The organism is Colwellia ponticola, from assembly GCF_005885605.1.
Taxonomy (GTDB): domain Bacteria; phylum Pseudomonadota; class Gammaproteobacteria; order Enterobacterales; family Alteromonadaceae; genus Colwellia; species Colwellia ponticola.
This window is the reverse complement of sequence record NZ_SZVP01000004.1, coordinates 203329-227397: the sequence shown is the minus strand read 5'-3', so window position 1 is coordinate 227397 and position 24069 is coordinate 203329. Positions and strand designations below refer to the sequence as shown.

Genomic DNA, 24069 nt, shown 5'->3' with positions numbered 1-24069 from the left:
AATAAGATAACAACTAGCATAGCAGGCAATAATAGTGCGGCGGTTATCAAGTTAAACGCTCCAGTGGATATTATCGTTTTTACGGTTAACTTAATCTACTTCGCTTAGCGAATTAAGCATTAGGTGGTAAGTGTAAAAAACAGCCACGACCTGCAAAGGTCAGTTGATAGGTTGGTTCACCATTTTTATCGCTATTTAGGCTTTTCTCTAATAGCCCTTTATCAATTAAATAGTCGAGCATGGTGGTTGATAGTTCGCCTAGTTTTACTTTAGCGCTAATTTCAACTTCAGTAGCAACGCCTTTAAAGGAATACAGTGCTTTGATTATCTTTGCTTCTACTTCAGATATTTTTGGCATACGACCAGTATAAGGAGGGTATTGATCTAATGGAAATCTACCTTGTACACTTTCATAAGACGCCTGTATCGCTCGTATGTCACTTTCTCTATCGTCAGTTAATTTAAAGGTATGAAAAACACCGGTTTCTTTACTTAAATAATCTACCTTGGCTAAAAAAATAGGTAAGTTACAGCCTTGAGCAACATGATAAAAACCTGTTTTCCATTTAGGGACTGGGCCGCGTGTCCCTTCTGGGGTAAATAAAAAAAACACTCTGTTTAGTTTTTGACTATTGATGAATTGTTTTATTTGCTCTACTTGACCAACGCCTTTTGAGGAGCGATCAATAGGTATTGCCCCAAGGTACATCATCCAAGTACCTAACACGGGTATGCGGCATAAACTTTCTTTTACCGAAAAGTAAATTTTAATGTCTTGTAAAATAGCGGCACCAAGGGCGTAGACAAAATCCCAATTAGAAGTATGAGGCGCTGCAATAGCAACACCAGCACCCTCGGGCACAGTTTTACAAAGTTTCCAACCCGCTATTTTAAACCATAAGGTAAAAATAAATTTTAAGAAGTATTTGGTGAAAATGCCGTCAAAAATGGTTTTTTCACGTATGGTAAGCTTTTTTTTAGCCATAATAAAATAAGAACAAGGTAACTACGTATATTGGGAGATTGTAGCAGGAAAACAAATAAAAACCTTGAGGTAAGTAATAATTTTGTTCACCTTATTGCTTTAAAGGTTAATGTTATTTTAATAACCGTTTTAGTGATAAATACACACTAGTTTTTATATCGGGCTAATGCTGTTATTTACCTTTAATAACATGTGCCTATGTTTATTTTTTGGTTGTATCTATCTCGTGGTTTTTTAGCTTTTTTAGATGTTTTTATATACAAAAAAGAGAGTGAATACACTAAACTGATGCTATATTATAAATAGCTATTTGAAGTACAGCTGTAAACATGAATTGCAGGATTTAGAAATGGCGTGTTTTTTCAGTAAACTGATGGCAACCTAGTTGCTATATCGTAATGATATAATTAAAAAGCAATGAGATAAGTTATCATCTTCACTAGAAGAGCCTCTTGTGTTTAGATACAATAATCAACTCTATGTACTTTGCACCTTCGTGATAAAACTTTACGTATTAATGATGATCCTATGGCAGCTATTTTAAATTTACATAATAAAAACGAAGCGTTACGTTATTTAAATGCGTGTCATTGTTTTGGTCGCTCGCCAACTAACGTCGATACTGTGATTAATGCGCAAGAAGTCTCTCGTATTCATGCGGTTGTTGAATGGAGTAATAACCAATGGCTTATTCGCGATCTTAGTAATAATGGTACCTGGGTAAATCAGCACAAGTTAGTTAAAGATAGCCCACACACGCTGAAAGTAGGCGATAAGATATTTTTTGCTTCAGGTGAAAGTCATGGTGTTGTTATACAAGATTTAAGCCCTCCGCAAAATATGTTGCTGCCTCTCGGTCAACACGGCGAACAAGTGACTCAAGCGCCGATAATTTTAAGCGATGGTAATTTACTACCTAATGAAGACAATCCTGAAATCGCTTTGTTTTACGTACCAAGTAAAGACCAGTGGTATAAAGAATTTCTTATTGATACTGATGGCGGTGCTTATCCGGTAGCTAATTTAGATTTACTTTATTTTAATCATCAAAAATGGCAGCTCAAATTAACGCCGTTAACTGAAAATACCGTGCTAATGGCGAAAGCTAAACTCTCCGTTGAGCAAATTAAATATCGCTTTAATTTAAGTCTAGATGAAGAGAGTACAGAGCTAACCGTAACAACGGATGATGAAAAATTTTGTTTAGCCAATAAAGCACATCATTACCTTACGTTGAGTTTAGCGCGACACCGAGATGAAGATGCTAAACAAGGCATTGATGCTGACAATCAAGGCTGGCGTTTGCCTGAAGTACTCACTAAAGAATTAGGTTGTGATATTACTTTATTTAATACTCATGTTTGTCGCGCAAAACAGCAATTTAGAGAAATGCTTGATGGTGCTTGTGATGGTGATGAACTTATTGAGCGTAAGGGCAGAAAAATACGCTTTGCTGGTGTTTTTTATCGTATTTATAAAGGTAACGAGTTAATCGTTAATCGCGGCCAAGATAAGGTTTCATTGACGGTATTACATGGATAACAACTTACCCCATTATAGCCGGCAAAAATTATTGGGTGAGGGGGGAATGGGTAAGGTTTACCTTGCTCAAGACAACCAGCTACAGCGCCAAGTTGCCATTAAAGAATTAACCTGTCAGCGCCAAGGTGGCAAGGTTAACCACGCCCTACAAGAAGCACGATTATTGGCCCGTGTGAACCATGCTAATATAATACAAATCTATAATGTTCATGATGAAGGCGATCATATCTCCTTGGTGATGGAATACTTTCACAGCAAAACGTTGACTCAGTTTCAACAAGAACATTATTGCACGCTCATTCAAAAACTTAATTTATTACAACAGCTCGCTGCTGGCTTAGCTGCCGCGCATAAAAACAATATTATTCACTGTGATTTAAAGCCCAGTAATATTTTAGTTAATGAGCAAGGGCAGCTAAAAATAACTGATTTTGGCATTGCGTTAATTGCTAATAATGACAGTCAATCGACAGCACATAATGAACAGCTTAATACCCCCGATGGTGTGCAATACGGTAGCCTGTTGTATATGTCGCCCGAGCAATTACAAAAAAATACCCTAGATTATCGTAGTGATATTTTTTCATTAGGGATTGTCGCTTATCAGCTGATGGTAGGCAGCCACCCTTTTGCTGTTGGTCATAACGGCGGCTCAGCAACCGATATTGCCAGTAGAATAAGTGCTAGTACACCAGAGCACGCCAAAAACTTAATGCTAAATGCACCGGTAGCATTAACTGACTTGTTAATGGAAATGCTGATTAAGCCGGTTGAGCAAAGAACCTTAACCGCCAGTGCTATCGAAAATAGATTACAGCACATTAGTACCGCGCTGTTACAAGCACAAATAAATGAGCAAGCAACACTCCCTTTGTCTGCTGCGTTAACTAGCGCTAATACTTACCCTGATAATACCGCGCCATACAGCCAGGCTATTGAAGCGACACAACTTCTTCAGCACACTGAAGTTGTTCAGGTCAATCAGGCAACTTATCACGCAAATTATAGTGAGCAAGGTGTTCAATCGCCGGATAAAAAAAAAGCCGTCTTGTTTTCACTACGCTCTAAAATAGTAGCCAGTATTGTTTTTCTAAGTGTGATGAGTCTGTTGTTTTTTGGTTTTTACCATAAGAAAGATGTTACAGCCAAACAAATTGTTATTTTAAAACCGATACTCGTTAACAGCCCACTAATGGCGAAGATGCAACAAGACTTAGTTATTTCAGCGGTTGAAGATGCGCTGCGACAAGCGGTGATCAATAGCAAAAATATGTATTTAATCTCACAGCGCGAAGTCGGTGCCATCAGCAAAGAATATCCTGATAACTTGAAAAAAATTAAGCAAGCGGTTGGCGCCTCAGATATTATTTCAACGACACTCGAATGTGATAATAACCGTTGTAAGGTAAGCTTTTCTCGGTTGGTAGCTAATGATAATAGCCGTGATAGTTTATCGGTTAAATCTGAAAAAAACTGGTTAGCGCCTATTGATAAATTTAATGCCCTCTTTAGTACCAGCCAAACACAGTTTGCCGCGCTGTTTGCTGAGCACGCAGAAATAAACCAATTAGCTTTAGTACAGCGCCCCATTGATGAAGCGGATTACCGTGAATACATCACGCTTTATAGCCAAATTAAAGGTCATGGCAATTATAGTGATGAAAGTTTGACTCAACTGGAGGCTTTACTTAAACGGTCACCTTACTTGTATGCGGGTTATAGTTTGTATCGTGACACGGCACTAGATTTGTATTTAGATTCAAAAGATAAAAAACACTTCCAACAGCTAGAGCTGTTGTTACAAAACTCACCACCTGAATATCGTTACAGTGTCTTTGCCGCCATAGACAGGTTTTGGTTGGCTTCAGATATGGGCGATGAGACAGAAGCAAAACTCCAATTTATCGAAGCGAAAAAAAGAGGTGCTGATGAATTAACACTGTTAGGTTTAGAAGCTTTTGTGTTTTTTAATGCTGGACAATATCAAGCAGCAGTTGATTCTTATAGTAAAGCGTTTAAATTACGTCCTAGTACCAATTTACTGTATAACATTGCTTTTAGTTATTGGCGCATGGGTGATTTAGAAAAAACAGAAGCTTCATTAAAGTTAATTTTTGAAATAACCCCTGATGATTACAGTACTAAACAGTTACAGGCTAGTGTTTGGTTACGTCAAGGGCAGCTTGAGTTAGCTATTGAAGCCTATGAGCTAATTGTTTTTCACACTAATAATGCTAAGGACATGACTAACTTGAGTTTAGCTTATGGCTTGAATAAACAATATAATAAGTCACTTGAGTTTGCTCAAAAAGCGCTAGAAAAAAAACCAAAGCACCCTTTTAATTTAGTAAATTTAGCCGATATAGAAAAAGTATTAGGGTATCAAGAGTTAGCGAAATCTCATTATCAACAAGTTGTATCAATTTTGATTGAGAAAAATGATGTTAAATATTTAACCAGCTTAGCGCAAGCTTATGCACATTTAAATCAAGGAGATTTGGCAATTTCAGCGTTAAATAAAGCGCAAGGCTTAGCACCTGAAAATGGTGAAGTATCTTATGCTTCAGCTCTTGTTTATAGTTTATTAAAAGAAAAAATATCTGCTACCCATCATGTTAAAGTAGCATTAAAAAATAATGTCGGCGTAGTTTGGTTTAATCTGCCCTGGTTTGATAGCTTATGTGAAGAGCTACAGTTTCAAACGTTAATGATGGAGTATAATAATGCGTCACGCTGTTTAATTTCGTTTAATACCACCATCACTGATAGTTCCAAACGTTGACATTTGATCATCTGGTGATGTTTGCTGATCTTTTAATTCTTGTGTTGCTTTAGCATTCTTAATGCTAACTAACTTCGCAAATATTGCCGAGTCTGATTCCGCTAAATTAATTAATCTCTCTAATTGCTCTGCATCTGATCCTGCCATCGCTAATAGTTGCGTAAGTAGTTTTGGATTATGTAAAGCAATGTCATCTAATCGCTCTATCAACACCGGGTTATTTTCTGCAATCGTAATGAGCATAGTGGTCGAACTAGTGGCATTAGCTGCCATGGCGCTAGGCAAAAAAATACTGCTAGTTAAGGCAAAGGCTAAAGATACCGCTTTAATAGATTTGTTCATAATATTCCCGTTTAATTATTATTTGTGTAAGTGTTAAAAGTGTTAAAAGTATTTAATGTGAATAGTTAAGTGCATTGATAAATTGTCGTTTTGAAGTCTTATTGTTTGTTTTGGTTACCAGTGCCTTCAAATCTGTGACTAAATTTATCGTCTTAGATGGCTTTAAGCTATGACAGCTAATTACAGTCGCTTTAATAGGTTTGTTTATTTTTGCTTATTACTGTTTTTATACTAATAAGTTGTTGTTAATTAAGTTCTTATTATTTATTCATACCTTTATTTTTTATTATCGTAAAAAAAAACAGTTTTTATTTTTGTAAGCTGGTGTCATTTTTAAACAATATTTATGTAGAAAAATGCAACAAACTTTCAATGACATAGCGTTTGTAATGTCGTGTAATGTCTATTTCTCTTTATTTGTGAAATAGTTGTTCGATGATGAATAATGTTAATCACCTTGATAATAGGCAACCTTATATTGTCACTTTGTTGTGAAGATGAGCTTGTTAAGGTGAGAAAGATAATAATGCGGGCAATATTATTACCTGTGCTTGATTTGAATTCAGGTTTACATAATAAACTTTTCCTAATAACTTAGTGACTTTTCAGAGAAAAAATAAGTACTACAACGTGTGTGTTTAAGGTAATAAATATGAATAAGCCACTATCATGCAATCAAGCGCATTTAAGGCAAGTAGATGAAAGCATGTTAACCAATTTAACAGCGCAGCAAGTCAATGCTAAAGAGGCAAATAAATGCTGCCAATGTGCTTATAATTCTGGTTATCAACAAGGATCGTTATTACAAAAGTTTATTAGTTTAGATCTTGATAGTTTGGGCGAGTCAGGTGCTAACAACGATGGTCATTATAAAAGTCTTCACCAAGCTTTTGCGTTAGGTTATAGCGATGGCGTAAACTCCATCATTAAAAATTAATTTTTCTAGTTACTTCAGCTAGTTAATATTCGGTACTAGCTAGTTAATACCGTTAGTGAAGATCGTTGAAAGTGTTGTTGAAATTGTTTAAACGGACTCAACTTTAATCATTTTTTGCCAATTTTACCATTTTGTAACGGGAGTGGGGTTGTAATGAAAAATAGAAAAACACTACTAACGCAAGTTGTTGACAAATCAGCTGAAAAATCAAACGATAAACTTGCCGTGCAAGCGAACTTTAACTTATTACAAGTTGAGTTATTAGATGAAAATAACGTAGCAATTAGAATTACTTACGAAGTAGAGGATGCAGATGAAGAGGCTATCGGCCGCTTTGGTAGTTTACAAGAGGCGGAGAACTTCATCAAAATGCTATGTCTTCTTGATGAAAAAGATGTAGAGCCAGAAAGCAAAAAATAGTGCTCTTACCAAGCCTTTTACAAGAGACTATAGAAAATAACCTAAGAAAAAGTAACATAAAAGTACAAACCAACTAAGCTCACTTGCTAATAATGGTTTTTAATTTCAATTCCTTAACTTTTAAGTTCGAACGTTACTGATCAGTCAGTCATTCACCTCACCCATACTTTTTACTACGCGTAAATAAAAACAACGATGTGATAGCTAATGGCTAAATATCTCCTTAAACTATTGAAAATTAATTCTTAGCCTCCATATGGCATAACAAGCGTCGTGATTTAACTCTTGTTAAAATTCTCGCTAAATGATTAATAAATTAGTCCTATTGGTATAAACTCCACCCTCATTTTATTTTATTGGCAGCTACTATGACATACGCACTAGAGATTAGCGCACTGGAAAAAACCTATAAAGGGGGTTTTCAAGCGTTAAAAGGCATTGATTTAACCGTAAAACAAGGCGACTTTTTTGCTTTGCTTGGTCCTAATGGTGCAGGTAAATCGACTTCTATTGGCGTGATCACTTCACTGGTCAATAAAACGGGCGGTCAAGTTAAAGTGTTTGGCTATGACATTGATACTGATTTAGAAAAAGCGAAAAGCTTTATTGGCTTAGTGCCACAAGAGTTCAATTTTAGCCAGTTTGAACCGTTAATCCATATTTTAGTGAACCAAGCCGGTTATTATGGCGTCACTAAAAAGATCGCTTTAGAACGTGCAGAAAAATATTTAAAACAGTTAGAGTTATGGGATAAGCGTGACGAACCCGCTCGTACACTCTCTGGTGGTATGAAACGTCGTTTAATGATTGCCCGTGCGTTAATGCATGAACCACAAATATTAATTTTAGATGAACCAACCGCTGGCGTTGATATAGAGCTGCGCCGCTCAATGTGGAGTTTTCTACAAGAGTTAAATCAGCAAGGCATTACTATTATTCTTACCACACATTACTTAGAAGAAGCCGAAACCTTGTGTCGTAATATTGCCATTATTGATGGCGGTGAAATTGTTGAAGATACCAGTATGAAAAAGCTATTAGCTCAATTAGACCTCGAAACCTTTGTCTTTGACCTACAGGATAACACTACCATAGCGACGTTAACGCAATTTGTTGCGCAATCTCCGACAATGACTTACCGGGTTATTGATGATCATACCTTAGAAGTCGATTTGAATAAGTCGCAAAACCTTAATGATATTTTTAAACAGTTAAGTGCTGCCAATATCGAAGTACTGAGTATGCGTAATAAAAGTAATCGCTTAGAGGCCTTATTTGTTAGCTTGATCAATAAAAAATCGAATGCCGCTGTGGCAACGCAGCAAAGTGCTGTTGTAGGAGCAAATTAAATGAATAACTCTATTGCGTTAAAAAGTATTTTAACCAAAGAAATACAGCGTTTTATGCGTATTTGGGTGCAAACATTAGTACCACCGGCGATAACCATCAGTTTGTACTTTGTTATTTTTGGCTCATTAATTGGTTCTCGTATTGGTGAAATGGGCGGCGTTGATTACATGTCGTTTATTGTCCCTGGTCTTATTATGATGGCTGTTATTACTAACTCATACTCGAATGTGGCATCGTCGTTTTTTAGTGCTAAATGGCAGCGCAATGTTGAAGAGATGTTAGTGGCGCCTGTGCCTAATTGGGTCATTGTTGCTGGTTATGTTGGCGGCGGTATGTGCCGTGGCATTTTAGTCGGCTTAATAGTTACCTTAGTGTCATTACTGTTTGTTGATATTCAACTACATAATATTTGGGTGATTATTGCGACCGTTACCTTAACCTCGGCAACCTTTGCCTTAGGTGGGTTAATTAATGCTATTTTTGCGGGCAGTTTTGATGATATTTCGATTATACCTACTTTTATTTTAACGCCGTTGACTTACCTTGGAGGCGTGTTTTATTCGATTAGTTTATTACCGGAATTTTGGCAGGGTGTTTCTCAAATTAATCCTATTGTTTATATGGTTAATGCTTTTAGATACGGTTTTTTAGGTATATCTGATGTTAGTTTAGTCTCCGCGTTTGCTGTGATTACTTTTTTTATTGTCACTTTATTTACCGTGGCTATGGTACTTATTTCTAAAGGCATAGGACTGAGAAGCTAAGATGACTAAGACTATTACCGAAAATAAACAGTCCTTAAAGAGAGAAATAACCATGGGTGACTCTAAAGCGATTATTAGTAATCAAGAAGGGATTCATGAAAAGCTTGATGAAGTGGTACAAAGACACTTAACACATGCATCGCAAAAACCGTATCAACAACATACCCAGCAAGCTTTTGAAAAAACGGATGCTTTAGTTAACGCGTTTTTAGCGGCAAACCCTGCGGGCGAAATAATATTAGATGCGTGTTGTGGTGTTGGCCAAAGTACGCGTATTTTAGCTAAACAAAACCCACAAGCACTAGTGATTGGCGTTGATAAATCTGATCATAGAATTAATCGTAATGTTGAAGGTTTTGACGCTAATAATGGTTTTACCGCAGATAACTATCAGTTAGTGCGTGCCGATTTAAATGATTTTTATCGCTTGGTTAAAGCGGCTAACTGGCCGGTATCCAAACATTATATTTTGTATCCTAACCCTTGGCCTAAATCTAAGCATTTACAACGCCGCTGGCATGGTAGTGAAGTTTTCCCTCAAATGACCCGTATTGGTCAGCAACTTATTTTACGCAGTAATTGGCGTATTTATTTAGCTGAGTTTCAACAAGCAGCTAAATTAGTTGACTTACAAGGGGAAATTAACGCGTTACCAGTTACTGATGCCTCGTTAGCACTAACGCCGTTTGAAGCAAAGTATCAAGCCAGTGGTCAGGTTTGTTGGCAGTTAACTTTACATCGAAAACCTACCTAAGTAATGAATATAGTTAGCGCTATTAACGAAACTACAAGACTTTTGTGATGTTTTTTATTAAAGTGCTTTTTTCTTTTTCTACATTGCTAATAATTATAACGCTTGTTTAGACCGTTTTATGACTCAGAACTTTTAATAACTAACAGAGACAAAACGGCTAAATAGCGTGAATAGCGACCAGTTAAGTGACCAACTATGAGAGCAACTAAACGCATTGCTGATGCGACACAAGCATCTTTGTATCGAATTTTTACTGTTGCAGAGGCACCTGATTCTACTTTAGGTCGTCTTGAACAGGAGATGTCACAAAATTTGGTTGGTTTTTTAAATAACCATATCGTTGCCAGTAAAAATGCCTTAACGGATATTGAGCAAGACTTTATTAATCCTCATATTCCAGAGCAACCTGAATTTGTTTCAGATCATATGCGTCACTTGCTTGAAAAATTAGTTGCGCAATCTGTACATACCTCAAGCCCTAGTTTTATTGGTCATATGACCTCGGCGCTACCGTCTTTTATTTTACCGCTGTCTAAGTTGATGGTCGGTTTAAATCAAAACTTAGTGAAAGTTGAGACCTCAAAAGCCTTTACTCCTCTAGAGCGTCAAGTCTTGGGTATGATGCATAATTTGGTTTATCAACAAAATGATGACTTTTATCAAAACTGGATGCACAGTGCTCAGCACTCCCTTGGCGCTTTTTGTTCTGGGGGCACTGTTGCCAACATTACCGCGTTATGGGTAGCACGCAATAAGTTATTAAAAGCGGATGGTGATTTTAGAGGCGTAGCGCGAGAAGGCTTGCATCGCGCCATGAAGCATTATGGTTACCAAGACCTGGCTATTTTAGTGTCAGATCGTGGTCATTATTCATTAAAAAAATCGGCAGATATTCTCGGTATAGGTCAGGAAAATGTTATTGCTATACCTACCGATGAAAATAATAAAATAGATTGTCAAAAGCTGGCAGAAAAGTGCCAGCAATTGGCGGCACAAAATATTAAGGTCTTGGCGATTGTCGGTGTTGCCGGTACCACTGAAACGGGCAATATTGACCCACTGGATAAAATTGCGGCAATAGCTCAGCAAAACCAGTGTCATTTTCATGTTGATGCCGCGTGGGGCGGAGCAACCTTATTGTCTAATAAGTACCGTTCATTACTTAAAGGTATTGAGCAAGCTGATTCAGTAACTATTGACGCTCACAAACAAATGTATGTACCTATGGGCGCAGGTTTAGTTATTTTTAAAGACCCCGCGTCTGTTAGCGCGATTGAGCATCATGCAGAATATATATTACGTAAAGGTTCAAAAGATTTAGGTAGTCATACGTTAGAAGGCTCTCGTCCAGGAATGGCAATGCTGGTGTATGCAAGTTTACATATTATTAGCCGACCAGGTTATGAAATGCTTATTAATCAGGCGATTGAGAAAGCAAAATACTTTGCTGACATTATCAATCAGCATGAAGACTTTGAGTTAATTACTCGTCCGGAACTGTGCTTATTAACATATCGTTATGCACCTAAATCAGTACAGGCGTTTTTAGCACGTAATCAAGATGAAGAAGCCAATAAAACGGTGAATTTATTATTAGGAAAGTTAACTAAGTTTATTCAAAAGCGTCAACGTGAAGACGGCAAATCTTTTGTGTCACGTACTCGTATTGAAGTTGCTAAGTATGGTGGTGAAAAAGTGATTGTTTTTAGAGTGGTATTAGCAAATCCATTAACCACTAAAGCAATCCTACAAGATATTTTAGAGCAACAGTGCCAGTTAGCTCAGGAAAGTGAAAATTTTTTACCTGAGTTATTACAACAATAAAGTCAATTAGCTATAAATAATATCTATTGAAAGCGCAAGTTAGCGAAGTTAACTTGCGCTTTTTTGTTTTCTAAAAAATATTTTTATGCACTTGTGTAATGATTTAATTGTTCTATTTTGATGAGATCGGTGCAGCACATAACGGGATAAGGAATTAACCGTTAAAATGAATTTCCACTGATGAATGAGCAAATAGTCTGGTAAACTAGCGACAATTTTATTTGTTAATCTACGTTAATGCACATAGGTATTTACACTTCTAATGACTCAATCTAGTTCATATACAGCCAACTTTACTCTAGACAAAGCACATTACACAGAATGCTACACGCAATCGAGTACCCTAGAGCACAATAAAAAAACCTATTTTAAAGCCAATATTTTAACGGTTTTTGGTTTGATTATTTTATTTGCTACTCCCGTCAATCCTTATGCGGCTTGGTTTGTTATTGCCCTAGGTATCCTTGAAACGCTTAGTGTTTATTATCATAAACCTTGGTGGGTAACTAGACAGATGCTAAGTAAGGCTTCCAATAGTAAGGTTACCCTTACTATTGATGAGCAAGGCATTCTGACAGAGTCTTTTCATGTTAATAGTCGTATTTTATGGGCGGATGTTACCTCTGTTGTGGAAACTGATTTAGGTTTTGTTATTAACTTTAGCTTAGGTAAAAGCGTAACGGGTAAAGATATTGCCAGTAAAAGTTATATTTCTAAAGCCTGTTTATCAGATGAGGCGATCAGTTTTATCAAGGCTAAAAACCCCGTTATGGTGTAAGCCATGTTAGGGCAGTTTTAAGCATAGCTTAGCTAAGCCTATCTCTTAGTGTTATCCACTTAAGGTATAGGCTTAGTAGTTATTAACAAATTCTAACACTTCTTAATGAGAATTATTCTCAAAAATGTTGACAGTGATTATGGTGCTTGTACAATATTGCCACTGTATTTTATTGAGACATCACTTATGTTGCAAAAATCATTTATTACCGCCTTTATTTCACTATTTTTCATGACAGGTTTTAGCGCTAATGCCAGTGACGAAGTCAATGTTTATTCGTATCGTCAACCTTTTCTAGTTGAGCCCTTATTTACTAAATTTACCGAGCAAACAGGTATTAACGTTAATGTGGTGTTCGCTAAAAATGGTATGGCGGAACGTTTAGCGCGAGAGGGCAAGTACAGCCCTGCCGATATCTTACTCACCACTGATATTAGTCGTTTAATTGAATTACGTGATAAAGGCTTGGTGCAAGCAGTTAACTCTCCTGTGTTAAATAGTGCAATCCCGAAACAATACCAAGCACAAGACAATACTTGGTTTGCCTTAACGACACGGGTTCGTAATATATATTCAGCGAAACGATTAGGTAAGCTTGAGCTAAATTATGAAGATTTAGCGGATGAAAAATACCAAGGACGAGTATGTACTCGCAGTGGTAAACACCCTTACAATGTTGCCTTAGTTGCCTCTATGATTAGTGAACATGGTGAAGCTTATACTTTAGATTGGCTGAAAAAAGTTAAAAACAATTTAGCCCGTAAGCCGCAGGGCAGTGATCGTGGTCAGGTACAGGCTATTCATCAACAACTGTGTGATATTTCTTTAGGTAATAGTTACTACTTTGGCAATATGCTCAGCGATGAAAAGCAAAAAGTGTGGGCTGATGAAGTATACATTAACTTCCCTAACCAAAATAATCGTGGTGCACATATCAATATTTCAGGTGTTGCCATGGCTAAATATGCGCCGAACGTAAAAAATGCCCAAGCCCTTATGGAATTTCTAGTGTCTGAACCTGCACAAGCCTTATATGCACAAACAAATATGGAATACCCCGTGCGTGAGGGTGTTGCGGTATCTAAACTGGTTGCATCTTGGGGGAGTTATAAAGCTGATACGCTACCTTTAGAAGATATTGCTAAAAATCGTAAAGCAGCATTGAAGTTATTAGATCAAGCTCAATTTGATTTGTAATGACTGACTTGTGATTGCCCTACATAACAATAAAGCATGGACGTTATCTAGCTATATAATCACATTGGTATTGATAATACCTGTGGTGGTTATGCTCGTTGGTGGTGTTAGTGCTTCAACGCAACTGTTTGTGCATTTGTGGCAAACAGTACTGCCCAGTTATCTAGAAAACACCCTATTACTTGCACTGGGCGTGCTGGTGTTGGCTTTGTTTTTTGGTGTTTGTAGTGCAGCCATTATTACGCAAACTAACATTGTTTTTAGAAAGCAGCTGCGCTGGCTTTTACTGCTACCTTTAGCTATGCCAGCGTATTTAGTCGCCTACCTTTATACGGATTTATTTGACTATGCCGGCCCTGTACAGCGAACGTTAAGAGCTTGGTTTAATTGGCAATCGCCTAATGATTATTGGTTTTTTGATATACGTACCTTACCGGGCGCGGCGTTTATGTTGGCACTGGTATTATTCCCTTATATTTATATGATAACGCGTGGCGCTTTTGAGCAGCAAGATCATAATTTAACGCGGGCAAGTCGCTTATTGGGTTGTACCGCTAAACAAAGCTTTTTTAAAGTGTCACTGCCATTGGCAAGACCCGCTATTGCCGTGTCAGCTAGTTTAGTGTTAATGGAAACTTTAGCTGACTTTGCCACCGTACAATATTTTTCTGTGAATACCCTAACAACAGCTATTTATGATACATGGCTAGGTTATGGTGATTTGGGCGCTGCTAATGCGTTAGCCAGTGTTTTAATGTTATTAGTACTCTTTGTGGTGTTAGCAGAGCAGCGCAGTAGGGCAGGGCTTCGCCACCAGAGTGCTAGACCTAATGCCAAGCAATCGTTAATACAACTGTCTTTAAGCCAACAACTGATGGCGAGCCTGTTTTGTTGGGCATTAGTGATATTAGGGTTTTTATTACCCATAACCTTGCTGATTATGATGGCGGTGCAATATAGCGACATGGCGCAATTATCTATTTTACTCTCTACAGGGATAAATTCATTAAAAGTGTCTGTACTGGCAGCCACCATCGCCGTTGTTATCGCGTTATTACTAGGCTTATACCAACGTTTACATTGTGATAAATACCGCCAATTTCCCCAACTTATCTCAAGCTTTGGTTATGCAGTGCCAGGAACCGTGCTTGCTATGGCGATGCTATCAACCTTAGGACCTCTTGATCATTGGCTTAACGATAGTGCTGAATTTTTAGGTTTTACGACACCAGGGTTATTATTATCAGGTACGCTGTTTGCTATTGTTTTTGCACTGGTCGTACGTTTTTCAGCGATTGCTAATGGCACGATTGTTAGTGGTATAAAACAAATACCCCAATCGCTTGATTATGCACCTGCTACCTTAGGCGTTAGCCTCAAAGGGAGTTTAACTAAGGTACATTTACCGATGTTAATGCCGGCGATACTGGTCGCATGGTTGTTAGTTTTTGTCGAAGCAATGAAAGAGCTCCCCGCGGTATTATTATTACGACCTTTTAACTTTGAAACCTTAAGTAGCCAAATATATCAGCTTATTTCTGATGAAATGTTAGAGCAAGGGGCATTAGGTGCCATCCTTATTGTGCTGTTTGGTTTATTACCTATAGTATTGCTAAATAAGAGTAAGGAACAACTATGACGGCGCTCTCACCACTAGAGTCATTCAGCAAGTTATCTGAGGAATCATCAATTGTAAGCAAGTCACCAGCCTTGTTAGCAATCGAGCAATTGACTATTAAGTTACAAGATAATGTTATTTTATCAGCGCTAGATTTAGCCTTAAATGAAGGCGAAATCTTAGGGCTTGTTGGTGCTAGCGGTTGTGGTAAAACGACCTTACTCAACGCGATTGCTGGTTTTAGTCAACCTAGCGCAGGAAAAATGAGCATTGCAGGTAAAATACTTAATGATGACCAGCGCCATGTACCGGCTGAACAACGCCAAGTAGGGATGATTTTCCAAGACTATGCACTATTTCCGCATTTAACGGTAAAAGAGAATATTGCTTTTGGCTTAAGTAAATTAACTAAAGCTGAACAGCTAGAGCAGATTAATCATTTACTGGCAATATTAAAACTAACCGACTACCAAGATAGTTATATTCATCAGCTTTCTGGGGGGCAGCAACAGCGAGTGGCGATTGCGCGAGCATTAGCACCCAAGCCTAAACTCTTATTACTTGATGAGCCCTTTTCAAATATTGATGCTCGTCTTCGTAACGAGTTAATGCTAGAAATAAGGTTGCTGCTGAAGCAATTTAACATGACCGCTATTTTTGTCACGCATAATAAAGATGAAGTATTCACTTTTGCCGATAAAATGGCGGTAATGGCACAAGGGAAATTATTGCAATTCGATGCCCCCAGTATTATTTGCCAGCAACCTAATAGTTATCAAGTAGCGGATTTTTTACAGCTAGGTAGTTGGCTGCCTTGTAAAATTAACCTAGCGGGTGCACAGAGTTTATTAGGTAAACTTGACATAGAAAACAGTCATAATAGGCAAGCAGACTTAGTGTATTTATTAGTAAAACCGGCCAATTTATTACTCACTATTAACGACAGCACTAATAGTAATGTTAATAGTAATTTAGCAATGAAGGCTAATGCTCAAGTTGACTATATTAGTGTTACTGAGCAAGGTTACCACTACTACCTCAGTAGCTTAGATGATGTAACTTCAGACGAGTCAATGGCATTTAATAAACTGAGCTTATACAGCGATATCGCTTTATCCTTAAAACAACAAGTGACCTTAAGCATTAAGCCCCATCACTTTTTATTTTTTAATAAAAGCTAACCGCGGTTAGTACCAGCGAAGAATCCCCGCTACATTATCTAACCGTTTATTTTAAAAGGCTGTGATGGCATTAAGTATTGATCTGGTTGAGTGTGTTGAACTTGCCAAAAAAAACACAACCATCGACACTAAAAGTCGTTTACTCAAACGCTCTTATAATCGACTGACCAAGCTCTCAGCTAAATAAATAATAGCTTTATTATTTATTTTTTCTGTATACTCGCCCATAATCTTTTTAGCTATTAATGTTGGAGCTGTATTTGTTAGCTGTTATACGCATATTTTTATTATTTTTGGCGTTATTTATCATTAGCATTACCTCAATACTTTATTGTTTGTTGCGTCCGTTTCATCGCAATAATGTTTATCATACCGCAAAATTTTTAGGAAAAGTGACTACCTTACTGGGTATTAACGTTGAGGTTAGAATTCCTGAGTCGGTTAAAAATATTGGCCCTGTTGTCTGGTTGGCAAATCATCAAAATAGCTATGATCTGTTTACCCATGCCAACGCGGTTCAACCGGGCACTGTGAGCGTAGGTAAAAAAAGCTTAAAGTGGATCCCTTTTTTTGGGCAAATGTACTGGTTAACCGGTAATATTTTAATTGATAGAAAAAACACCAATAAAGCCATGAATACTATTGAGTTAACGGCAGATAAAATAAGAAAAAACAAACTGTCGGTTTGGGTGTTTCCCGAAGGTACGCGTAGTCGAGGTAAAGGTTTATTACCATTTAAAACGGGCGCTTTTCGTACCGCGATGCAAGCGAATGTACCGATTGTGCCTATTTGTGCTAGTAACCAAGTGGGTACTATTGATTTAAATCGTTGGAATAATGGTAAAATTATTATCGAGTTTTTAGCGCCTATTTATTTGGAGGCGGCTAATCGAGATAACTTACGTTCTACAGTAAATGAAGTGCATACATTAATGGCTAATAAGATTGATAAGTTATCAGCTGAAGCAGCGGCTTATCGTAATAGATAAATTGTTTAAAGAAAATAAATAGGTAGTAAAGATGATTGATGAAGAATTACAACAATGGTTTAGCCACACTGAAATGTTAATTGCTGAACTGTTAGGCGATGGCACTAATGACGAAGTTTATCATACGATAGAGCACCACTTTGCGAGCAGTGATTTTGATCTATTAGAAAAAACAGCTATCGCAGCATTTAAATTAGGCCTTGAAATTGAAGAGCCAGAAGAAGCCGAATTAGAAAATGGCGATAAGGTGTTTGCTTTTGATATTGTTACCGAGCAGATGCTAGAAGTAGAATTAATCAAAAAAGAAACCCAAGCGATGTTTGAGTTAGCAAAAAAATGTGGTGTTGATTACGATGGTTGGGGCACTTACTTCGAAGAGTAGTTTTATCGATGAAAGGTAAAATATTCTATAACTTGAACAAGGTTATAAAATATCTTACCATGTGACCAATAACGCTCAGGTTATTTGTCACTGATAACTTATATATAGCTACTATATAAGTTATCAATGTATAGATCTAAGGCGTTACATATAACGTACAGTTATCAACGTTTAAGATATAGTTTTAAACTATATCGACTGATATTTGCAGCTCTCAGTCTCTTATATTAAAAAAGTAATACTAAGGAAAGTAACCCATGGAATGGTTGAATAATATACTCTCACAAGAGCCTATCGTACTCTCTCTATCAATAGTTGCCGTTATCGCTGTTTTTATTTTTGCAGCGAGAAAAGCGCACTTGAATTATTTAGCAAAAATGAAAAAAATTGAAGAATCATTCAATCGTAAATAAATTGCCTATGTCAACGCTCAGTAATACCAGTCAGTCGTTATTTTTAGGTATTGATGGTGGCGGCAGTAAATGCAAAGCCATTGTTATGAACGAGAATAACGAAATACTGGGTATGGGAATTTCAGGTCCAGGTAATCCGTTACATGGTTTTGAACAAGCGACTCATTCTATTACTCAATCAGCAACGCTAGCACTTAATAATGCCGGGTTGGCGCACATTCAACTCCATGACGTTATTGCTGGGATTGGCTTGGCGGGCGTTAACATGCCGATATTATTTGATAAAGTTTCCGCTTGGCGACACCCTTTTAAGACTATGCATTTAACCACTGATTTATTAATTGCTTGTTTAGGGGCTCACCACGGTAGTGATGGCGCAGTCATTATCAGTGGTACTGGCTCTTGTGGCTTTTGTTGCGTTAACCAGCAGTATACTGTTGTTGGTGGTCATGGCTTTCCTCAAGGAGATAAGGGCAGTGGCGCTTGGTTTGGCTTACAAGCTGTTGAGCAAGTGTTACTCTCTCTTGACGGCTTACTTCCCACAACACTGATGACAGATGCGTTACTAAAAAAACTTAACTGTCATAGTGATATTGATTTAGTTGAAGCGGTAGCTAACCAAAAAGCAACCTTTTATGCCCAACAAGCTAGCGTAGTCTTTGCTGCCGCAGAGCTCGGTGATAAAGCCGCTTTGGCTATTATTAATGACGGAGCCCAATATATTAATATGATGGCTGAAACGTTATTTCAGAAAAAACCACCGCGCTTGTCAATGATAGGTGGCTTAACATCAAGGTTAATACCTTGGTTAGCCAATACGCTGCAAAGCCGATTATCTCCACCATTAAATGCGCCTGAAGTTGGTGCTGTACTCTATGCTAGACAACAGCAAGCTAGGCAGTAGCTAAATATATTTAACTACGTTAACTCATTGCTATAACAATTGATGATTAGCACTTCATCTCAAACTCTCATTGAAGCTGATATTTTAACGTTGCTATATTATGACAAGTATTTTATGACAAAGATGTCAGGGTAAATAATTTAGGGTAGCCAATGATGCCAATACGTTTTTATGCTCAACGACTTTTTAATGGAAAAACCTTTCTTGAAGATCAGGTATTAACCATAGCTGATGGTAAAATTACCTCCATTGATCAAAACATTAGTCAGATTGATATTATGGCTACCGGTTTAGTTGTGCCTGGTTATATTGATTTACAAGTAAACGGTGGTGGTGGAGCCTTATTTAATGATTCACCATCGGTTGAGCAATTAAAAACCATGATAAAGGCTCATGCTCAGTTTGGTACTACAGCCATGATGGCAACGTTAATTACCGATACGCTATCAATAATGCAACAAGCTGCTGATGCCATTGCACAAGCAATAGCACAAGGCGTTCCAGGTATTATTGGTATTCATTTCGAAGGACCGCACTTATCCATTGCGAAAAAAGGCACACACTGTGCTGATTACATTCGCAGTATTTCAGCTGAGGAGTGGCAGGTGTTTTCGCGCCAAGACATAGGACAGGTGATAGTTACTCTTGCACCAGAAAATGTCAGTCCAGCTGATATCAAACGTATGGTCGCGTTAGGTATTAGAGTTTGTTTAGGGCACACTAATGCCGACTTTAAAACTGCACAAGCAGCTATTGATGCCGGTGCAAGTGGCTTTACCCATTTGTTTAATGCTATGTCACCATTGCAAGGGCGCGAACCAGGCGTTGTTGGTGCTGCACTGTTAAATAATCACACCAGTTGCGGTTTAATTGTAGATGGTTTCCATGTTGATTACGCTAGTTGTCAATTAGCTATTCAAGCTAAGCCACAGGGCAAGGTGTTTTTAGTGACTGATGCTATGCCACCTGTAGGTACAGAACTCACTCAATTTGCGCTCTACGATCGTACTGTTTATGTTAATAACGGCAAACTGACATCAACCACTGGTGAGCTGGCTGGTTCTTCATTAACCATGGCAGCTGCTGTTAAAAACACCCATCAACAGTTAGGCATTGAGCTAGGTGAAGCTATTCGTATGGCAAGTTTATACCCAGCCCAGTATTTATATCACCATAACACGCTTATTCGCGGTGAGCTTTGCCAAGGAAAGCAAGCAGATATGCTGGTACTAAACGATGATCTGTCGGTGAAAGAAACTTGGATTGCGGGGAAAAAGTTTTACTAGGGTAATTAACTATATTATAAAAGTCGTTAATATGAGCGTTGTGAATACGAGCGTTTAATGAAGGCGGATGACCTTGCACAAGGTCATCCCAATGCTATGTATTATTAGCAGTTAAGTTAATTTTTAGCCTTAATAGCTGTTAGTTTTTTTACTCTCTAATTGCTTGTCACTATAGGTAGTTTTGTCATGTTTTTGACCGGCTGCCTCAGCTAACTCAGCTGGCATATAGTTTTCATCATGCTTAGCAAGTACTTCACTGGCTTCAATACTTAACCCCGTTGGTGGATGCTCAGTTAAGGTACCATTGGCAACAATGCCTTGGCCTTCACGAAACAGATCCGGCAATATGCCTTCGTAATAAACAGTAATCATAGGATCGCTATCTTTAAACACGATGGGCATAGTCATATCACTTAGTCTAAATGACACTTTTAAACTTTCAGCGTCACGCTTTACTGAACCGGGTACGACTAAGCCCCCAATACGTATACGCTGACCAATGGTTGGCTTTAAGCCAGTGTCTTTTTTACCTTGAGTGATCTCAGATGGGGTAAAAAATAAATCGATGTTCTGACTTAAGGCATATAAAACCAGCCCAGCGACAACGCTGATGCCAATCAGGATAGAGCCAACAATCGCTAGACGTTTTTTACGGCGTGGATTCATTATTCAGTTACCTCGTTTAATGCTGCATTAGCTTTTTTAGCTTCTTCATTTTTTTCATTGTGCTTTTTTCTAAGTGCTTTAGCTTCGCGAAGCTTATCTTCACGTTGTTTGCGCTTAGCAATTTGATTGATAATTTGCTGATGGCCACGTTTAGAGCTGATCAACAAAAGGCTAAGTATTAAAGCCGACACACCAAAAGAAAGCCATACATAAAAGCCATAACCGCCCATATTGATGAAATCGCTAAAACTATTAAATTGCATTGAATGCTCTCCAACTACGTTGCTAATTTTATTTTTGTCACGTTAAATGTTAACTGATATGGCTAACAGGCCTTATTTTTTACCAGCTCACGTACCCATGGGCGTATGCTATTACGTGCTAATATTTCATTACGAAAACGTAGACAAATAATCACCCCGACTAAGAATGAAAAACCAATAAAAGAAAAGATAAATGGCCATAGCATATCAAGTGACATTGATGGCTTACCTAACTTACTGACGGTAGAGCCTTGATGGAGTGTATTCCACCAGTCAACTGAGTACTTAATGATCGGGATATTAATGACACCCACTAGGGTTAATATCCCAGCGGCTTTACCGGCAAGGTTTTTATCTTCAAACGCGTTATGTAGTGCGATAACCCCTAGGTATAAAAACAATAAAATAAGTTCAGACGTTAAACGAGCATCCCATATCCACCAAGTACCCCACATAGGTTTACCCCATGCAGCACCGGTAATAAGTGCAATAGCAGTAAATGCTGCGCCAACAGGAGCTATAGCAGCTGCTGAGGCATCCGCAAGTTTCAATTGCCATACTAAGCTACTAAACGCGGCAATTGCCATGGCAAAATAAATGCCCATTGACAAGGACGCGGCAGGTACATGTACGTAAAAAATACGAAAACTATCACCTTGCTGATAATCAGCAGGGGCAAATAACAAAGCCCATACTAAACCAATGGTTAAAAATACTGCCGCTAGGCCACTAAACCAAGGCAGTAACTTATTAGTTAGGTGATAAGAGACTTCTGGGTTTGCATAAGGGTGTAACCATTTCCACATTAGTTAGTACTCACTTTTAGTGCGGCCCCAACAGCAAAAGGGGCTAGTGTTAAAGAACCAAAAAATAATGCCGCGATTATAGCAAGCTGACCGCTATAAGGTAAACCAAGTGCGGCAGTATCTATCGCACTGGTGGCAAAAATCAACACAGGTATATAAAGAGGTAAAACAAGCAGGCTCAGTAATACGCCGCCTTTTTTAATCCCTACAGTAAGTGCGACACCGACTGCGCCAAGTAAACTCAGCACAGGCGTGCCAAGTAACAAGGTTAATAACAAGGCAGTATAACTGCGCTCATCTAAATGTAATAACACTGCCAGTAGTGGTGCTATTAAAATAAGCGGTAAGCCGGTGATTAACCAATGGGCAAATATTTTTGCTAACACTAAAATAAAAATAGGGTGAGGGCTGAGTAACATTTGCTCTAGCGAGCCATCGAGGTGATCCGATTTAAATAATCGATCGAGTGATAATAACGTTGCCAGTAGCGCCGCTACCCAAATAATGCCTGGTGCAATACGACTTAACGTTTGTGCTTCTGGGCCTATTCCTAGTGGGAACAGCGTCACCACAATAACAAAAAAGAGTAGCGGGTTAATAATGTCATCTTTATGGCGCATAGCAATAGTAAGATCACGCTTTAATACCAGCATAAATGCATGACGGTATGAGAGTTGCGGTGATGACTGTGTATGACTTTCCAACGTTGTGCTTTTCAATGTGCTACTTTCCAAGCTGATATGTTCTATTGAAACCTTGCCCATTATGACACTTTCTGCTGAAAGACTCTCAGTTGAACTGCTTTTTATTGTTGTATGCTTTGTAACAGAATGTTTAGTGGCTTGTTCAGCGTTAGCTTTTAAGGTCATTAGGTCTTTTCTCTATATGCGCTGAAGGTGATGTATTAATCAAAAGCGCTATCATAGCTATAATCTAAGGTGATTTTTGTTACTTGCTCGGGCTTAATAGTAATTAAATCTTGGTGAGTCGTTAAAATAACACAACCACCTCGAGCGGCATGGGCAATAAATAATTGCTCTAAACTCGCGACACCTTGTTTATCAATGGCAGTAAAAGGTTCATCTAAAATCCAAATAGGCGCATGACTTTGATATAACCGTGCTAAGGCGATACGTCTATGCTGACCTGCGCTTAAATGTGAGGCTAAACTATCTTCAAAACCGGCAAGGTTAACGTTAGCCAAGTAAGCCAAACTTTCAGTGGTGTTATTACCATGGAGGGCTAAATTAAAGTCAAGATTTTCTTCAGCGGTCATTTCACCTTTTACGCCAGATAAATGACCAAAATACAGTAGGTTTTGATGAAATTCTTCTCTACAGCGGCTAATTAATTGGTTTTTATAAAATATTTTTCCATCATAGGGCTGCGATAGTCCAGATAATATACGTAATAAACTGGTCTTTCCTGAGCCATTAGGTCCTTCTACTTGCACTATGTCACCGGCGCTAATCTCCAGGGAGAGTTCATCAAACAATAAGCGCTCTTCTCGAATACAGGTAAGTTTTTTGGCACTGATTAACGGTGTCGAATTTTTTTTAGACAAGGTATTCACTTATTATTTTCTCAACGTTTAGTTAAGGTTAAAGTTCAAATTTTACCCCAAGCTAGTAGCAAGAAGTTTAGTGTATGTGGGTCGAGTAACTTCTCATATGAGCAACATAATACCATAGCCGTTATTAATATTACCCAGAAACTTGTAACATTATGAAACAACTTGAGCGCTTAAATAACATTAATATCTGCTCTAATAAGATGTTAGTATGACGCGGTAATTTTTAACCTCATTAGTATTGATAATTAGCCACTACAGGTTAATTTTTTTTGAAGTAGAGCGGAGAAACCAATGATACCAGATGTGGTAGCCA

Annotated in this window: 24 protein-coding genes; 17 read left to right on the top strand and 7 right to left on the bottom strand. The window is 38.0% G+C overall.

Translation table 11 applies throughout. The features are described from left to right. Positions 1 to 112 precede the first annotated feature (112 nt). Complete coding sequence (locus FCS21_RS07115) at positions 113 to 985, bottom strand: lysophospholipid acyltransferase family protein (RefSeq protein ID WP_138621846.1); 873 nt, start codon at positions 983 to 985, stop codon at positions 113 to 115. A gap of 528 nt (positions 986 to 1513) precedes the next feature. On the opposite strand from FCS21_RS07115, the gene FCS21_RS07110 reads away from it, so the two are divergent. Both FCS21_RS07110 and FCS21_RS07105 read left to right on the top strand, forming a co-directional pair. Then, positions 1514 to 2527 (top strand): FHA domain-containing protein, encoded by a 1014-nt coding sequence (locus FCS21_RS07110; protein ID WP_138621844.1) that lies wholly within the window; start codon positions 1514 to 1516, stop codon positions 2525 to 2527. Continuing rightward, positions 2520 to 5309, top strand: coding sequence for a serine/threonine-protein kinase (locus FCS21_RS07105; RefSeq protein WP_138621842.1), 2790 nt, complete (start codon positions 2520 to 2522; stop codon positions 5307 to 5309). The genes FCS21_RS07110 and FCS21_RS07105 overlap by 8 nt, the downstream gene beginning before the upstream one ends. Here the strand turns inward: FCS21_RS07105 and FCS21_RS07100 are convergent. Continuing rightward, positions 5265 to 5651 carry a hypothetical protein gene (locus FCS21_RS07100; RefSeq protein WP_138621840.1) on the bottom strand — a complete coding sequence of 129 codons (387 nt, stop codon included), beginning with the start codon at positions 5649 to 5651 and terminating at the stop codon, positions 5265 to 5267. The genes FCS21_RS07105 and FCS21_RS07100 overlap by 45 nt on opposite strands. 652 nt (positions 5652 to 6303) lie before the next feature. Between FCS21_RS07100 and FCS21_RS07095 the strand changes: the two genes are divergently transcribed. The 15 genes from FCS21_RS07095 to nagA all read left to right on the top strand — a co-directional run bounded on the left by FCS21_RS07095 (position 6304) and on the right by nagA (position 20448). Then, a complete protein-coding gene (locus FCS21_RS07095) occupies positions 6304 to 6588 on the top strand; it encodes a hypothetical protein (RefSeq protein ID WP_222927951.1) in 285 nt (94 codons plus the stop codon). 153 nt (positions 6589 to 6741) lie between these two features. Beyond that, entirely contained in the window at positions 6742 to 7008 is a 267-nt protein-coding gene (locus FCS21_RS07090) for a hypothetical protein (protein WP_138621838.1), read from the top strand. A 368-nt stretch (positions 7009 to 7376) separates the two neighbouring features. Then, a complete protein-coding gene (locus FCS21_RS07085) occupies positions 7377 to 8357 on the top strand; it encodes an ABC transporter ATP-binding protein (protein WP_138621836.1) in 981 nt (326 codons plus the stop codon). Beyond that, the gene (locus FCS21_RS07080; protein WP_138621834.1) at positions 8358 to 9122 is read left to right on the top strand and encodes an ABC transporter permease; all 765 of its coding nucleotides are present in this window, start codon (positions 8358 to 8360) and stop codon (positions 9120 to 9122) included. A gap of 1 nt (position 9123) precedes the next feature. Next, the gene (gene trmB, locus FCS21_RS07075) at positions 9124 to 9876 is read left to right on the top strand and encodes a tRNA (guanine(46)-N(7))-methyltransferase TrmB (protein ID WP_138621832.1); all 753 of its coding nucleotides are present in this window, start codon (positions 9124 to 9126) and stop codon (positions 9874 to 9876) included. Positions 9877 to 10071: 195 nt separating this feature from the next. Then, a complete protein-coding gene (panP, locus tag FCS21_RS07070) occupies positions 10072 to 11700 on the top strand; it encodes a pyridoxal-dependent aspartate 1-decarboxylase PanP (protein ID WP_138621830.1) in 1629 nt (542 codons plus the stop codon). 262 nt (positions 11701 to 11962) lie between these two features. Continuing rightward, on the top strand, positions 11963 to 12478 hold the full coding sequence (locus FCS21_RS07065; protein WP_138621828.1) for a YcxB family protein: 516 nt from the start codon (positions 11963 to 11965) through the stop codon (positions 12476 to 12478). A 231-nt stretch (positions 12479 to 12709) separates the two neighbouring features. Further along, positions 12710 to 13675: an extracellular solute-binding protein gene (locus FCS21_RS07060; RefSeq protein ID WP_138621899.1), complete on the top strand. Its 966-nt coding sequence runs from the start codon at positions 12710 to 12712 to the stop codon at positions 13673 to 13675. A gap of 10 nt (positions 13676 to 13685) precedes the next feature. Then, positions 13686 to 15314: an ABC transporter permease gene (locus FCS21_RS07055; protein ID WP_138621826.1), complete on the top strand. Its 1629-nt coding sequence runs from the start codon at positions 13686 to 13688 to the stop codon at positions 15312 to 15314. Beyond that, the gene (locus FCS21_RS07050) at positions 15311 to 16474 is read left to right on the top strand and encodes an ABC transporter ATP-binding protein (protein ID WP_138621824.1); all 1164 of its coding nucleotides are present in this window, start codon (positions 15311 to 15313) and stop codon (positions 16472 to 16474) included. The genes FCS21_RS07055 and FCS21_RS07050 overlap by 4 nt, the downstream gene beginning before the upstream one ends. Before the next feature lie 260 nt (positions 16475 to 16734). Then, positions 16735 to 17463, top strand: coding sequence for a 1-acylglycerol-3-phosphate O-acyltransferase (locus FCS21_RS07045; RefSeq protein ID WP_138621822.1), 729 nt, complete (start codon positions 16735 to 16737; stop codon positions 17461 to 17463). A gap of 31 nt (positions 17464 to 17494) precedes the next feature. Continuing rightward, a complete protein-coding gene (gene rraB, locus FCS21_RS07040; protein WP_138621820.1) occupies positions 17495 to 17845 on the top strand; it encodes a ribonuclease E inhibitor RraB in 351 nt (116 codons plus the stop codon). A 257-nt stretch (positions 17846 to 18102) separates the two neighbouring features. Next, on the top strand, positions 18103 to 18258 hold the full coding sequence (locus FCS21_RS16775; RefSeq protein ID WP_171035651.1) for a hypothetical protein: 156 nt from the start codon (positions 18103 to 18105) through the stop codon (positions 18256 to 18258). Between the two features lie 7 nt (positions 18259 to 18265). Then, the gene (nagK, locus tag FCS21_RS07035) at positions 18266 to 19162 is read left to right on the top strand and encodes an N-acetylglucosamine kinase (RefSeq protein WP_138621818.1); all 897 of its coding nucleotides are present in this window, start codon (positions 18266 to 18268) and stop codon (positions 19160 to 19162) included. Positions 19163 to 19314: 152 nt separating this feature from the next. Further along, positions 19315 to 20448, top strand: a complete 1134-nt coding sequence (gene nagA, locus FCS21_RS07030) for an N-acetylglucosamine-6-phosphate deacetylase (RefSeq protein WP_138621816.1) — start codon at positions 19315 to 19317, stop codon at positions 20446 to 20448. 129 nt (positions 20449 to 20577) lie between these two features. Here nagA and ccmE read toward each other — a convergent pair whose 3' ends face one another. The 5 genes from ccmE to ccmA all read right to left on the bottom strand — a co-directional run bounded on the left by ccmE (position 20578) and on the right by ccmA (position 23747). Next, complete coding sequence (gene ccmE, locus FCS21_RS07025) at positions 20578 to 21114, bottom strand: cytochrome c maturation protein CcmE (RefSeq protein WP_138621814.1); 537 nt, start codon at positions 21112 to 21114, stop codon at positions 20578 to 20580. Further along, complete coding sequence (ccmD, locus tag FCS21_RS07020; RefSeq protein WP_138621812.1) at positions 21114 to 21377, bottom strand: heme exporter protein CcmD; 264 nt, start codon at positions 21375 to 21377, stop codon at positions 21114 to 21116. Before ccmD ends, ccmE begins: the two co-directional genes overlap by 1 nt. Before the next feature lie 62 nt (positions 21378 to 21439). Next, complete coding sequence (locus FCS21_RS07015) at positions 21440 to 22183, bottom strand: heme ABC transporter permease (protein WP_138621810.1); 744 nt, start codon at positions 22181 to 22183, stop codon at positions 21440 to 21442. Further along, positions 22183 to 22836 (bottom strand): heme exporter protein CcmB, encoded by a 654-nt coding sequence (gene ccmB / locus FCS21_RS07010; protein WP_138621897.1) that lies wholly within the window; start codon positions 22834 to 22836, stop codon positions 22183 to 22185. The genes FCS21_RS07015 and ccmB overlap by 1 nt, the downstream gene beginning before the upstream one ends. 251 nt (positions 22837 to 23087) lie before the next feature. After that, the gene (gene ccmA, locus FCS21_RS07005; RefSeq protein WP_138621808.1) at positions 23088 to 23747 is read right to left on the bottom strand and encodes a cytochrome c biogenesis heme-transporting ATPase CcmA; all 660 of its coding nucleotides are present in this window, start codon (positions 23745 to 23747) and stop codon (positions 23088 to 23090) included. Between the last annotated feature and the right edge of the window lie 322 nt (positions 23748 to 24069).